The 13068-nt window shown below is 73.3% G+C and carries 14 protein-coding genes; 6 read left to right on the top strand and 8 right to left on the bottom strand.

The window, feature by feature from the left end; translation table 11 throughout:
- Positions 1-4 precede the first annotated feature (4 nt).
- Entirely contained in the window at positions 5-1252 is a 1248-nt protein-coding gene (locus tag ABLE53_RS12755; RefSeq protein ID WP_348859324.1) for a glycosyltransferase, read from the bottom strand.
- Positions 1253-1326: 74 nt separating this feature from the next.
- Here ABLE53_RS12755 and ABLE53_RS12750 point away from each other — a divergent pair, with 74 nt between their 5' ends.
- Both ABLE53_RS12750 and ABLE53_RS12745 read left to right on the top strand, forming a co-directional pair.
- On the top strand, positions 1327-2706 hold the full coding sequence (locus ABLE53_RS12750; RefSeq protein ID WP_348859323.1) for a hypothetical protein: 1380 nt from the start codon (positions 1327-1329) through the stop codon (positions 2704-2706).
- A gap of 25 nt (positions 2707-2731) precedes the next feature.
- Positions 2732-3322 (top strand): DNA polymerase ligase N-terminal domain-containing protein, encoded by a 591-nt coding sequence (locus tag ABLE53_RS12745; RefSeq protein WP_348859322.1) that lies wholly within the window; start codon positions 2732-2734, stop codon positions 3320-3322.
- Here ABLE53_RS12745 and ligD (ABLE53_RS12740) read toward each other — a convergent pair.
- Together ligD (ABLE53_RS12740) and ligD (ABLE53_RS12735) are read right to left on the bottom strand one after the other, a co-directional pair.
- Positions 3319-4197 carry a non-homologous end-joining DNA ligase gene (gene ligD, locus ABLE53_RS12740; RefSeq protein WP_348859321.1) on the bottom strand — a complete coding sequence of 293 codons (879 nt, stop codon included), beginning with the start codon at positions 4195-4197 and terminating at the stop codon, positions 3319-3321. The genes ABLE53_RS12745 and ligD (ABLE53_RS12740) overlap by 4 nt on opposite strands.
- Positions 4198-4222: 25 nt before the next feature.
- Positions 4223-5167 (bottom strand): non-homologous end-joining DNA ligase, encoded by a 945-nt coding sequence (ligD, locus tag ABLE53_RS12735; protein WP_348859320.1) that lies wholly within the window; start codon positions 5165-5167, stop codon positions 4223-4225.
- Between the two features lie 158 nt (positions 5168-5325).
- Between ligD (ABLE53_RS12735) and ABLE53_RS12730 the strand changes: the two genes are divergently transcribed.
- Positions 5326-5862 carry a hypothetical protein gene (locus tag ABLE53_RS12730; protein ID WP_348859319.1) on the top strand — a complete coding sequence of 179 codons (537 nt, stop codon included), beginning with the start codon at positions 5326-5328 and terminating at the stop codon, positions 5860-5862.
- Between the two features lie 31 nt (positions 5863-5893).
- On the opposite strand, the gene ABLE53_RS12725 is transcribed toward ABLE53_RS12730, so the two are convergent.
- Positions 5894-6397, bottom strand: a complete 504-nt coding sequence (locus ABLE53_RS12725) for a thioesterase family protein (RefSeq protein ID WP_348859318.1) — start codon at positions 6395-6397, stop codon at positions 5894-5896.
- A 35-nt stretch (positions 6398-6432) separates the two neighbouring features.
- Between ABLE53_RS12725 and ABLE53_RS12720 the strand changes: the two genes are divergently transcribed.
- The gene (locus ABLE53_RS12720; protein ID WP_348859317.1) at positions 6433-7611 is read left to right on the top strand and encodes an MFS transporter; all 1179 of its coding nucleotides are present in this window, start codon (positions 6433-6435) and stop codon (positions 7609-7611) included.
- 33 nt (positions 7612-7644) lie between these two features.
- On the opposite strand, the gene ABLE53_RS12715 is transcribed toward ABLE53_RS12720, so the two are convergent.
- Positions 7645-8721, bottom strand: a complete 1077-nt coding sequence (locus tag ABLE53_RS12715; RefSeq protein ID WP_348859316.1) for an FUSC family protein — start codon at positions 8719-8721, stop codon at positions 7645-7647.
- A gap of 101 nt (positions 8722-8822) precedes the next feature.
- On the opposite strand from ABLE53_RS12715, the gene ABLE53_RS12710 reads away from it, so the two are divergent.
- Both ABLE53_RS12710 and ABLE53_RS12705 read left to right on the top strand, forming a co-directional pair.
- Positions 8823-9836 (top strand): zinc-binding dehydrogenase, encoded by a 1014-nt coding sequence (locus ABLE53_RS12710; RefSeq protein WP_348859315.1) that lies wholly within the window; start codon positions 8823-8825, stop codon positions 9834-9836.
- A 106-nt stretch (positions 9837-9942) separates the two neighbouring features.
- A complete protein-coding gene (locus ABLE53_RS12705; RefSeq protein WP_348859314.1) occupies positions 9943-11298 on the top strand; it encodes an HNH endonuclease in 1356 nt (451 codons plus the stop codon).
- 42 nt (positions 11299-11340) lie between these two features.
- On the opposite strand, the gene ABLE53_RS12700 is transcribed toward ABLE53_RS12705, so the two are convergent.
- From ABLE53_RS12700 to ABLE53_RS12690, 3 genes are all read right to left on the bottom strand, one after another.
- Complete coding sequence (locus ABLE53_RS12700) at positions 11341-11865, bottom strand: nitroreductase/quinone reductase family protein (RefSeq protein WP_348859313.1); 525 nt, start codon at positions 11863-11865, stop codon at positions 11341-11343.
- Between the two features lie 16 nt (positions 11866-11881).
- The gene (locus ABLE53_RS12695) at positions 11882-12280 is read right to left on the bottom strand and encodes a thioesterase family protein (RefSeq protein WP_348859312.1); all 399 of its coding nucleotides are present in this window, start codon (positions 12278-12280) and stop codon (positions 11882-11884) included.
- 219 nt (positions 12281-12499) lie between these two features.
- A complete protein-coding gene (locus ABLE53_RS12690; RefSeq protein WP_348859311.1) occupies positions 12500-13060 on the bottom strand; it encodes an NYN domain-containing protein in 561 nt (186 codons plus the stop codon).
- Between the last annotated feature and the right edge of the window lie 8 nt (positions 13061-13068).

The raw sequence follows: 13068 nt of genomic DNA, 5'->3' as shown, positions 1-13068 counted from the left end.
CAGCTCAGCCCGCCATCTCGACCGCGTCGGCCGCGGCCCGGACCGCGGCCTCCGGAGAGACCAGCCGGGCAGACAGCTCCGCGGCTCGGCGTACGACGTCGGGGCGGAGCACCTCCTCGAGCGCCTCGCGCAGCGTGGTGCGGTCCAGGGACGCCGCCCGGAAGCGGGTGCCGACGCCGGCGCGGGAGAGCAGGCGGCCCCAGTGCGGCTGGTCGGCGGAGTACCACGCGACGACCGTCGGGCGCGCCGCCCGCAGCCCCGCCGCGGTGGTGCCGGCACCGCCGTGGTGGACGACCGCGACGCAGCGCGGGAAGACCGCCGCATGGTCGACCGAGCCGACGACCCGGACCCGGTCGCGGGTCGGGCCGGCGACGACGTCGTTCCAGCCCATCCCGACCAGGGCGCGGAGGCCGAGGTCGCCGGTCGCCTGCTCGACGGCCGTCAGCAGGGCCTCGGGATCGGCGACCGGCATCGAACCGAACCCGACGTAGACCGGCGGGTCGCCGGCGGCCAGCCAGGCGTCGAGCTCGTCGTCGACACCGCCCTCGCCGACCAGAGCGCGCTCCTCCTCCGAGAGGGCCAGGAAGCCGGTCAGCGGGCGGCGCGGGCCCCATTCCTCGGCGAGTCCCGGGAAGAGCGCGGCGTCGTAGGCCTGCACCTCGACGGCGCCGCGGTCGCGGAGCCGGGTGGGCAGGTCGACCGTCGGCGCGGCGAGGCCGAGCGCGGCGCGCTGCTCGGTCTCCGCGCGCCGGGTCAGGCTCCAGCGCAGCCCCTCTCCCAGCGCCCAGAGGGCCCGCTGCGCGCCGGGCGAGCCGACCGGCAGCCCGGAGGAGGTGTTGCTCCGCACCGGGCAGTAGTGCAGCGCCGCGAAGCCGCAGTCCTCCCGTTCGGCGACGGCGCTCCCGACCTGCTGGCCGAGCAGCCCGGTGACGACCACGTCGGCGCCCTGCGCGATCGGCACCAGCCCTCGCCGGAGCTCGTCCCAGCCGTGCGTGAGCACCTCCTGGACGGCCCGCAGCCGGCGCCGCGGGTGGCGCGAGCGGAGCCGGCGGCGTACGAGGTCGGAGCGCAGCAGCTCGCCGCTGTCCACGCCCACCTCGACCGGCTCCAGCCCGAGCTTGTCGGCCAGCGGCCGCAGGTTGGGCGCGACGCCGCTGACGACCTCGTGGCCGCGGCGGCGCAGCTCACGGGCGACGGGCAGCGCAGGCTGTACGTCGCCACGGCTGCCCATCAGCGCGAAGACGATCCTCATCGGTTCCGAGCTCCGATCATGGCCCTCAACGTAGGGCAGGTACGACGGTGATCCACGTGCCCGCAGGCATGGCCTTGACCACACTCCTCCGGCCCGCCGGGACGGCGCGCGCCAACCGGCTGACGTTCGACGACGCGCTCTTCCTGACGATGCGGCGCGCGCTCGGCGTCCCGGTCGTGACGCAGACCGTGTGGCGCTTCGACACCGAGGTTGCGGTCGAGGACGTCGAGCGCTTCCACCGCCGGCTCGGCCACGGCCCGCTCAACCGGGTCGTCGTCCGGTCCTCGGTGCCCGGGGCTCGCGACCGGTGGGTGCGGTCGTCGGTGACGGCGCCGCTGGTGGTCGCGCCGGAGCCGCTCGAACCCGGCGACGTCATGGACTGGGTCGAGCGGCACGCCACCCTCGACCTCGACCCAGAGAGGGGCCCGACCTGGTCCCTCGCCGTGGCGCGTACGACGACCGGCGGCTCGGTCCTGTCGTTCCTGACCTCCCACGTGGTCGCCGACGGCAGTCTCAAGCTGGCCGCGCTCGCCGCGGCGGCGGAGGGGCGCGAGCTGCCGCGGCTGCCGGTCGACGACCTGGCCGCGATCCAGACCCCGCTCCGCGAGGACCTCGCCGATGCCGCCGGACAGGCGGCCGCCGCCGTACGCGGTCTGGTCGGCGCGTGCCGGGCGCGGCGCGATCCGGCGCCCGAAGAGGCAGACCAGAAGGGCGCCGCCCCGCCGATCCCGCCCCTGGTCGAGGGCGACGACGAGCCGTGGCGTCCCGCGACCGTCGTCGTCGACTGTCCCGCCGTGGAGTGGGAGGCGGCCGCGGCTGCCGGCGGGGGCACGGGGAACTCGCTCTTAGCCGCCGTCTGCGTCGAGGTCCTGCTGGCATCGGGGCGGGTGAGCGCCGGCGAGCCGGTGCGGACCGTGCTCCCGGTCAGCACGCGCGGCGCGGGCGACCTGCGCTCCAACGCGACGACCGGCGTCACGATCTGCGTCGAGACGGCCGAGGCGGACGGTGTCGGCGTCGTACCCTCGCTCGCCCGGGTCCGCGCCGCCGCCAAGGCGGAGTTCACCGCGCTGTCCGACGGGACCCGCCGCGACCCGCTCGCCGCGATCAGGCCGCTGCTGCAGCTCGTGCCCGACGCCGTCGTACGCCGCGCCGCGACCTCGTGGCCCTCGCCCCTCGTCCTCGCGTCCAACCTGGGCCGGCTCTCCCCCGCCCTCGAGGCGCCGGTGGGTGTGCCCGCCCGGGCGGTCGTCAACCGGGCGATCTACCAGCGCGGCACCCGAAACGCCGCCCGCCGGTCCCGCGCCGGACTCTCGGCGTGGTGGGACCGGGCGGGCGATACCGCCACCCTCTGCGTCACGGGTGCCGACCCGGACGTCTTCCCGTGCGCCGACGTGCTCCGCTCGCTCGTCGAGCGGGTCTACGCCCGCCGGGGCCTGACGCCGTCGTTCTGGTGAACCTCCCGTCGGGTACCTGCGGGGCATGACCAGGAAGGACAGCAGGCTCGAGGAGTACCAGGCCAGGCGCCACACCGGTCGGTCGGGCGAGCCGTCCGGACGCGGACGCCCGGTGAAGGGCGGGCACACGTTCGTCGTACAGCGCCACGACGCGTCCTCGCTGCACTTCGACTTCCGGCTGCAGGTCGGGGACGTCCTGGCGTCCTGGGCGGTGCCGAAGGGGCCCTCGCTCGACCCGAGGGAGAAGCGGCTGGCGACCAGGACCGAGGACCACCCGCTGGACTACGCGCAGTTCGAGGGAGCCATTCCCGAAGGCGAGTACGGCGCCGGGACGGTCGTCGTGTGGGACACCGGCGACTTCGAGAACCGCACGGAGAAGGACGGCGAGGAGGTGCCGCTCGAGCAGGCCCTGGAGGACGGCCACGTCAAGGTCGACCTGCACGGCGAGAAGCTCACCGGCGAGTTCGCGATCACCAGGACGCGGATGCGCGGCGACGACCGGAACTGGATCCTGGTGAAGGTCGACGACGAGGGCGCCGACCGGCGCCGCAAGCCGGAGCGCAGCCAGCCCGAGTCGGTGCTGAGCGGGCGCACCAACGAGGACCTCGAGGACTAGAGCTTCTCCAGCGCCTTGTCGAGGGACCGGGCGTGCCGCCGCATGCCCTTCCACGGGTCCTCGCGGCGGCTCAGCCGGTCGCGCACCGACGCGATCGTGACCTGGTCGGGCTCGATCCGGGACAGCTCGTCCCACTCGATCGGCGTCGCCACCGGGGCGCCGGGCCGCGCCCGGAGCGCGTACGGCGGAACGGCGGTCTGCCCGTAGCCGTTGCGCAGCACGTCGACGAAGACCCGGTCGCCGCGCTTGCCCTTGCGCTGCTCGATCGTGAAGCCGTCCGGGTCCTCCTCGACGACCAGCTCGGCGACCCGCCGCGCCAGCCCTCGTACGACGTCGAAGTCGTGCTGCGGTCGGACGGGCACCACCACGTGGTAGCCGCGCGAGCCGGTCGTCTTGAGGTACGCCGGGAGGTCGAGCGACTCGAGCACCTCGCGGACCGTCCCGGTCGCCCGGCGCACGAGCGCCAGGTCGCCGTCGGAGGGGTCGAGGTCGAAGACGACCTGGTCGGGGCGGTCGAGGTCGGAGGTCCGCGAGAGCCAGACGTGCGGTGTCAGGCACGCCTGGCCGGCCAGGTAGACCAGCGTCCGGCGGTCGCCGACGACGACCTGCTCCTGGCTGCCGCCGGTCACGTCCACGCGGACCGACCCGACCCAGTCCGGGAAGTGGTCGGGCAGCTTCTTCTCGTAGAACGACTGGCCCTCGATCCCGTCAGGGAAGCGCTGCATGTTGACCGGCCGGTCGGCCAGGTGGGGCAGCATCGTCTCGGCGACGTCGGCGTAGTACTCCGCTACGTCGGCCTTCGTGATCCCGTCCGTCGGGTAGAGCACCTTGTCGGCGCGCGGGATCTCCACTCCGGCGATCGTCGTACTGCTCATCGTCTCCCCTCACTCACCCGCGGACTCACTCGCGGACGACGTCCGCGGCGTCCTTGTCACGTCTCAGGCCGAGGTAGCGCGGATGCCGCAGCTGCCCGGCCCGGGTCCACTCGGTGAACGCGATCTCGGCGACCAGCTCCGGGCGGACCCAGTGGACGCCCTTGCGCGGCAGGGTGCCCGTCGTACACGTCGGATGGTCGACCTCGAGCGGCTCCAGCCGCCGCTGGAGGTCGCGCAGGACCTGCTGGGAGAACCCCGTGCCGACCTTGCCGGCGTACACCAGGTCCTCGCCGCGGTGATAGCCGAGGAGCAGGGCGCCCAGCCCGACGCGGGCGCCCTCCGGGTCGGTGTAGCCGACGACAATGAGCTCCTGGCCGGCCTCGCACTTGAACTTCAGCCAGTCGCGCGTCCGGCCCTTCGGGTACGGCGCGTCAGCGCGCTTGACGATCAGACCCTCCCAGCCGCGATCGCAGATCTCCTCGAACCACTCCTCGCCCGCCTTCAGCCGGTGCGGCACGTAGCGCAGCGGGCCGTCGAAGCGGACGACCTGCTGAAGCAGCCGCTTGCGCTCCCGCAGCGGCCGATCGGTGACGTCCTCGCCGGCGCAGCGCAGCAGGTCGAAGACGTAGTAGTAGACGCGCACGCCGGAGCGGCGCGCCTTCGCCGCGTCGTGCACCTGCATCCGCGGCTGCAGTCGGGCGAAGCTGGTCCGATTGCCCTCGAACGCGACCACCTCACCGTCGAGCACCAGCCCTTCGTCCTGCCCGGCGACAGCATCGGCGATCTCCGGGAAGCTGCCGGCGACCGAGTTGCCGTTGCGGGACAGCAGGCGTACGCCGCCGTCGTGGATGGCCAGGCAGCGCTCGCCGTCCAGCTTGCGCTCGTAGAGCCAGCCGGGCTCGTAGAAGCGCTCGTGGCACAGGGTCGCCAGGCCGACGGTGCGCGTCTCGGACGTCGCGTTGGCTGCCATCGGATTTCGCAGTACCCCGCACGGCTCCGGCGTACGACGGTTTGAGCGCGTGTGATCCGCGAGGAATGATCGAGGTATCTGTCCGGCGAGACTTCTCAGAGGTGATTGTCGTGGCTGGGACGATGCGGGTTCCGCGCAGTCGCGGGGCCATCAGTGGTTTGTTGCTTGTGCTCCTCGGTGCGTGGGGAGCCCTCATCCCGTTCGTGGGGCCGTACTTCGACTACGCCTACACGCCGGACAACACGTGGGACTACACCAGCGGTCGGCTGATCCTTGAGATCCTGCCGGGCGCGGGCGCCGTGCTCGGCGGCCTGCTCGTGCTGGGCAGCGCGAACCGGCTCGCCGCGGCCCTCGGCGGTTGGCTCGCCGCGGTCAGCGGCGCGTGGTTCGTCGTCGGCGTACCCCTCTCGGCGATCTGGGGCAGTCCGACGGTCGGCGACCCGACGGGCGGGGCGACCCGGCAGGCGGTCGAGTACGTCGGGTTCTTCGGCGGGCTCGGCGCTGCGATCGTGTTCCTCGCCGCGTTCGCGCTCGGCCGGTTCGCCGTGGTCGGCGTCCGCGAGGTCGAGCGGGCGCGCGCAGCGCGTGCCGCGACCGAGGAGCCGGTCGAGACCGAGCCGACGCTGTCCGAGGAGGAGACCGGCGGCCACCGGTTCCACTGGCACAGCTCGAAGCACGCCGGGGCCGCGCATTAGCCCACCCATGACCAGCCGGCGCCCTCGGGCGTCACACCTGGCGGGTCGCGCCCATCCGACCGGCGAGCGGGAGCGACCACGGCAGTGCTGAGTGCGCCGCGATCGCCTCGTCCAGCGCCGCGGCGACGTCGTCGCCGAACGGGCTGGCGCGCCGGCTGGTGAGGTCGACGTGCGCCTCGACGAACTCGACCGTGTTGGCCACCAGGCCGCTGGTGTCGTCGACGAGGACCGACATGCCGTGCACGACCTTGGCGGAGCGGGCGAAGAGTCGCACGTAGAGGCTGACCCGGTCGCCCACGACCACCTCGCTCAGGTAGGCGATGTGGTGCTCGACGCTGAAGACGCTCCTGTTCGTCCGTCGGAGGTAGTCCGGGTCGATCCCCCACTCCTCGAACGCGACGTCGGCGGCACGCATGTGGAGGTCGTAGTAGTGGCGCACGTTGACGTGGCCGTTGTGGTCCTCGTACTCCGGCGGCATCACAATGGTCATCGCGGGCACGAGTCCGACGATGTCGGCAGCGCTGTAGGTCGGCACGTCCGCAGGCTAGTGCCGGCCGTCCAGGAAGGAGCATGGCCGTAGTCGCGCGACCGGATCTCCAGCCCGGCCCGGACCAGGGCTACCGGCGCGACGCGGCGACCTGGGTCACCTTCGGGGCCCTGTTCGCCTTCGGGCTGCTCAACGCGGTGCTCGGGCCGGTGCTGCCGTACCTGCGGCAGAGCGAGCACCTCTCGTACGTCGTCAGCGCGCTGCACCAAGTGGGCTTCGCCCTCGGCGGCATGGCGGCCGGCGCCCTCGCCATCCGCTCCTCCGCCCCGAGGCGCCCCACCATCGTCGTCGGGCTCGTCGGTGCCGCGCTCGCCGGCCTGTTGCTCGGCTACGGCGGGGTCCTGCCGCTGACGATCCTGGCGGCTCTGCTCGTCAGCGCCTTCGCGACCGCGGCGTTGATCCGGATGTGGGCGCTCCTGTCGGACCTGCACGGTGGCCACCGTGCCGTGGCGATGACCGAGGGCGAGGTCGCGGTCAGCCTGGCCGGCGTCCTGACGCCAGCGCTCGTCGGCCTGTGCGCGGCCGGCTCGCTCGGCTGGGGTTTCTCCACCGTCATCGTGTCCGTGCTCGTCGCCGCTGCCGCGCTCGCCGTCGGGGCGACCAGATCACCCGGCGGCGGAGCCGCGCCACACCTCGAGCCGGAGGGAGCCGGTCGCGCCGGGAGCCGGACCCGCCGGACCCGCCGGACCCTGACGGCGATCTTCGCGGTCGTCGCCCTGGAGTTCACGCTCAGCTTCTGGTCGGCCAGCTACCTCCACGACGCCGTCGGGATCGCCCGCGACGCCTCCGTGGCCCTGGTCAGCGCGCTGTACGCCGCCAACCTCGTGGGCCGGCTGATCGCCAGCCGCGTCGCCCGCCGACTCTCCGCCCCAGCGGTGCTCTACGCCTGTCTCGCGACGGCGCTCGCCGGGATGCCGCTCCTGCTCTCGGCGCACGGCCTCGTCACCGCAGGCATCGGGCTCGCCGTCACCGGCGCCGGCATCGGCGGCACGTTCCCGCTCGCCTCGTCGCTCCACGTCGCGGCCAGCCGTCGGACGGCAGACCAGGCGCTCGGACAGACTCTCACCGTCGCCGGCGTCGGCCAGATCGCCGGGCCGCTCGCCGCCGGCGCGATCGCGCAGGTCGACGACCTCCGCCTCGGCCTGCTCGTCCTCCCCGTGCTCGTCGTGCTCGCCGCCGCCTCCACCCGTCCGGCCCGCTGACGAAGCCACCTGCGGCGCTCCCCTAGGCGGGCATCACTCGGTCCACGCCGCGACCGCGCGCCGGAGCCCGACGACGATCGCCGCCGCCGGGAGGTAGCGGTCGTGCGAGGCGGTGTCGAGGTCGAGGATCACCCGCCGCAGCTCGTGCACCGCGGCGTCGGCCCTGTCCCAGTCGTCGGGCTGGACACCGGCCCGCTCCTCCCCCGCCGTACGGATCATCGCGGCGGTGGCGCGCAGCGCGTCGGCGATCGCGGCACGGAGCCTGACCGCCTCGTCGTCGCTCTCGTGCAGCTCGAAGCGCGGGTCCGAGACCAGCGCGACGACCTCCTCGACACAGCCGGAGAGGTAGCGCAGGGCGCGGGCCCGGTCCGTGCGCCGCTCGGCCACCTCGCGCAGGCGGCGCGCGCGCCAGTTGCCACGCTGGCTGTCAAGAGCGTACGAGAGCAGCGTGTCGACGCGCCGTGCCTGCGGGTCGACGGCGTCGCGCAGTGCGCGCCAGGACGCGCTGCTCAGCTGCTCGTCGGACTGCAGCCCGTCGGCGAGGTCCTCCAGCTGCCGTGCCATCTCCGTGCGGAGGGAGGCCAGCGCCCGGGTCACCGGCTCCATCGGGAACTGGGGCAGCGCGGCGTTGATCGCCGTGCCCACCACCGCACCGGCGGCGGTGAGGCCGGCGTACACGAGCACGTACTGCCAGGGGTCGTTGCGGCCGAGGATCAGGACGAACAGCCCCGCGACCGGGACCCAGCTGCCCATCGCACCCAGACGCCACCAGCCCGCGAGGAGCGTGCCGACGCCGATCACGAGGGCGATGGCGACGATGTCCTCGATCGAGGCGGTCATGGCCGCCAGGGCGAGCGCCCCGCCGAGGCCGATCGCGGCGACCGACTGGAGCGAGTAGCGCACCGAGTCCGCCACCGTCGTCGACATCGCGACCACGGCCCCGAGCGGGGCGTAGTAGGGGTAGTCGTGCACGAACCCGCCGATGGGCTGGACGAGGAGCCAGGCCAGACCGGCCGCGAAGGCCGCCTTCACCGCCACCGGCACGCGTGGATGGAGGCGTACGAGCAGGCGGAGGCGGCCCGCGACTGCCCGCGGGCGTTCAGCGCGCACCGTGTTCGCCGCCACGGCGCGCGGTACCCGCTGCGGGCACCTGCCCATGCCGCTCCCTGCCGTAGTCTGACCCCCGCGGACCTCGGAGGTGAGACGCGCCGATGACGATGCGAGCGGCCACGATCAGCCGGCCCGGCGTGATGGAGGTGCGGGACTTCCCCACGCCGACGGCGGCGTACGACGGCGAGGTCGTGGTGCGCATGGAGCGTGGGTCGATCTGCGGCTCCGACGTCCACGCGCTCTACGACGGGCTCCACAACGAGGACTTCCTCGGCCGGCCCGGCTACCCCGGCCACGAGGGAGTGGGCACGGTGGTCGAGAGCCGCTCGGCCGCGTTTCCGATCGGGCGGCGCGTCCTCACGGTGCCGATGGGCAGCGAGGGCGGCTGCTTCGCGGCGTACATGCTCATCTCCGACCGCTACCTCGTCGACCTTCCGCCCGGCGGCGACGCGGCGCGGCTCCTGATGGCGCAGCAGTACGGCACCACCCTCTACGCCATGCGCCAGATCTGGCCGGAGAAGGGCAACACCGGCGTCGAGACCGGGATCGTCGCGGTCGTCGGCGCGGGCTCGGCGGGGCTGTTCTTCCTCCAGCAGCTGCGTCGGCTCGGCTTCGAGCAGATCGTGGTCTCGGACCTCGACGACCATCGGCTCGCCGTCGCGCGCCGGCTGGGCGCCGCCGTGTGCGTCAGGGCGCCCGGCGGATCCGTCGTCGAGGCGGTCCGGGACCTCAGCGGCGGGGCCGGCGCTGATCTCGTGATCGAGGCGGCCGGGTACGACGCCTGCCGCGCGGACGCCGTCGCGGCGGTCCGGCCGCTCGGCACGATCGGCTGCTTCGGCTTCCCCGAGAGGCTGGAGCCCGTGCCCTTCCCGCAGTACGACGCGTTCCGCAAGCTCGTACGCATCCAGTGGGCGGGCGGTGCACAGGCCGAACCCGGGCTGGTGACCTTCAGGGACGCGCTCCGTGACATCGACACCGGCGCCATCGAGGTCGACTACTGCCTGGGGTCGGCGTACGACCTCGAGCGGCTCCCCGAGGCCATGGTCGTCGCTCGCGACCTCGGGCACGGAGCCGTGAAGCTCGCCGTCGACATCGGCTCGGCGTCTGCCGGATAGCGGGCGAGAGTCGATCGATCGCCGGTTATCCACAGATTCCACGACCTGGCCTTTGACCTGGGAAAACAGGTTGTCACGACAGCCACGGTGGACTATTATCAATCACATGTTCGAACCACCCTCGTCCGACGCGACCGACGTCCCCGCGGCCCTGGCCGCGGCCGTCGACGCGCTCGGCGAGGCCCTGTCGGACCCGGCGAGCATCGACCGGCTGCCGGAGCGGGAGCTGGTCGACCTGATCACCGCCTGCGAGCAGGCCAAGTGCCGGCTCGAGGCCGCCCAGGCCACCGCCGCGGTCGCCCTCGACACCGCCACCCGCACGCGTCACCGGGAGCAGGGCGTGCCAGCCCGCCGCATCGGTGAGGGCGTGGCCGCCCAGATCGGCCTGGCCCGCCGCGTCTCCCCGCACAAGGCCGCCCGGCTGCTCGGCCTGGCCACCATCCTCACCCGCGAGATGCCCGCCACCCTCGCCCTGATGCGCGCCGGGCGGCTCACCGAATGGCGGGCCACCATCCTGGCCCGCGAGACCGCCTGCCTCGACCTCGAGCACCGCCGCCGCGTCGACCTCGAGCTGGCCGGCACCGGCCGCGCCGCCGAGCTCGGCGACCGCGAGCTCGAGGCCACCGCCAAGAAGCTCGCCTACACCCTCGACGCCCACGCCGTCGTCGCCCGTGCCGCCCGCGCCGAGACCGAGCGGACCGTCACCATCCGGCCCGCCCCCGACCTGATGACCTACGTCACCGCGCTGCTCCCGATGAAACAGGGCGTCGCCGTCTACGCCGCCCTCAAGACCGCCGCCGACACCGCTCCCGCCACCGGGGATGAGCGGTCGCGCGGCCAGATCATGGCCGACACCCTCGTCGAACGCGTCACCGGCCGCCCCGCGGGCGCCCCCGCCCGGATCGACCTGCGGCTGGTGATGACCGACCGCGCCCTCCTCGCCCCCGACAGCCCAGGCAGCGACACCCCCGCCCTGGTCCCCGGCTACGGCCCAGTGCCCGCCGAGTGGGCCCGCACCGCGGTCACCCGCGCCCTCACCGACACCCTCACTGAGGCGCAGGTGTTCCTCAAGCGGCTCTTCACCCACCCCACGAGCGGGCAGCTGGTCGCGATGGACTCCCGTGCCCGCACCGCGCCGGCCGGGCTCGCCGAGTTCATCACCCTCCGCGACACAGGATTCTGCCGCAACCCGAACTGCGGTGCCCCGATCCGGCACCTCGACCACATCCAGCGCCACGCCGACGGCGGCCCCACCACCGCCGCGAACCTCCAGGGCCTGTGCGAGCGCTGCAACCAGGCCAAGGAGGCCCCCGGCTGGCAGGCCAGACCCGGCCCCGACGGCAGCATCACCATCACCACACCCACCGGCCACACCTACCGCAGCGGTCCACCCGACCCCTGGCCCACCACCCGGCCACTGGTCAACCTCGCCCTCGCCCACGACTACGCCCTGACCGCGTAGACGCTCGAGAGCGCGTCACCCCGCCACTGTGCGCGGCGGGAGCTACCGAGGCTCGAGGACGACGACCGGGGTCGCCACCGGACGCCGCGCGGCGTACCGCTCCAGGCCGTCGCCCCAGCCGCTGTAGTCGGCGAAGCCTTCCCAGAGGCGGTCGCGCTCGGCGCCGGTTGCGGCTCTGCCGTGCACCGCGACCTCTCCGTCGACCGTCTCGACGGCGACGTCGGGCTGTGCCTGCAGGTTGAGCCACCAGGCCGGCGGCGAGGGCTGCCACCCGTTCATCGCGAGCGTCACGAAGCGGTCGCCGTCGCGCCAGTAGGCAAGGATCACCGTCCGCTCCTGCCCGCTGCGCCGGCCCGTGGTGCGCAGCTTCAGCAAGCCCGCCTTCCCCGCGGCGGGGGCGCGCAGCACACCGGTGCCGCCCTTGGCCCTGTCGATCGCCTTGTGGATCCTCCACGCGCCCCGGACGAACCAGCGTGGCGGAATCCACGGATCCTTGCTCGGCCTTCCTGGTGTCGTCGCCGCCATCGCGACCTCCCCGGTGGTGAGGGTGCCGAGACCGACGTCCACGGCGTAGACCCACAGCCTAGGCAGATCGCGACGCGTCGCTCCCGAGTCGCGCCAGGAAACGCCGCTCGTCGATGACAACCCGGGTGATCATGCCGTCCGCGAGCCGATCGCCCGTGCCGACGTCGGTCGCTTCGACGTCGAAGGTCAACGTCCGGTCCTCGGCCGCCGTGAGCCGCGCGGTGACGAGCACCGATGCGCCGATGGCCGACGGTGCTCGGTGCTCGACGGCCACCCGTGTGCCGACGGTGCTCTGGCCACTCTGCAGCCGTGGACGGACGGCTTGGCAGGTGGCCGCCTCCATCCAGGCGATGAGCCTCGGCGTGCCCAACACCGGGAGATCGCCGGACATCAGGGCGCTCGCGGTGTCCGCCTCGGTCACCTGGAGCTCGATCGTTGCCATCGTGTCGTCCGCCATGGCAGCCATCGTGCCCTCGTCAGATCGTGACGACATCCGACATTCCGCCGTGTACATGGCGAGCGCGTTCTACTCCGGCCGGATGGGTACTGGAGTAGAGCGTGTCCGCCGGGTCTTTCCTTCGGGTAAGACACGCTCATGCCCGTGGGTGCGAGCGCGGCGGACACGCCCATACGAACGCCCTCGCCTGCCGCGCGTCACGGTGCTCCCTGCCCGACGTCAGAGGAAGTCGACGGGGTCGAACTCGTCGATGGGGATGACGCGGACACGCGGCAGTTGTGCGTTGAACGCTCGGACGTCGTACTCGAGGTCGAAGGACTCCAGCCCTCGTTCGATCAGCTCGAGGAAGCGGGAGTTGCGGAACTCGACGAACCCGGCGACGCCCGCACGCCGCCCGTCCAGGAGCTCGCCCATCTCGTCGACGAAGTCGCCGTCGTTGCTGACGAGGAGTACGTCGGCGTCGTGGCGACAAAGCTCGCTCAGCGTCCGCTGGATCGCGATGTCGACGACCTTCTCGCTGAGGCCGCCGGACAGGGCGATGGGTCGGTACCCGATCGCCAGCAATGCCTGGACGAAGGGCATCGGGAGCTCGTTGTTCGCGGCGAGGAAGAAGAGCCCCTTGGCCGGCTGCGCCCAGCGCTCCTGCGCGAACTGCAGCAGCCGCTCCCAGCGCGGACGCTCCTCGGGGCGCGGACGCCGGCCCAGGATCGAGGCGCCGAGCGTGGCGTCGATGTTCTCTCCGTCGACGAGGACGTACGTCGTGCGCTGAGGCTCGCCCATGGCGATGA

The organism is Nocardioides asiaticus, from assembly GCF_040049175.1.
Lineage (GTDB): Bacteria > Actinomycetota > Actinomycetes > Propionibacteriales > Nocardioidaceae > Nocardioides > Nocardioides cheoyonin.
Note: the sequence above shows the minus strand (reverse complement) of the source record. Positions and strands in the feature narration are given on the sequence as shown.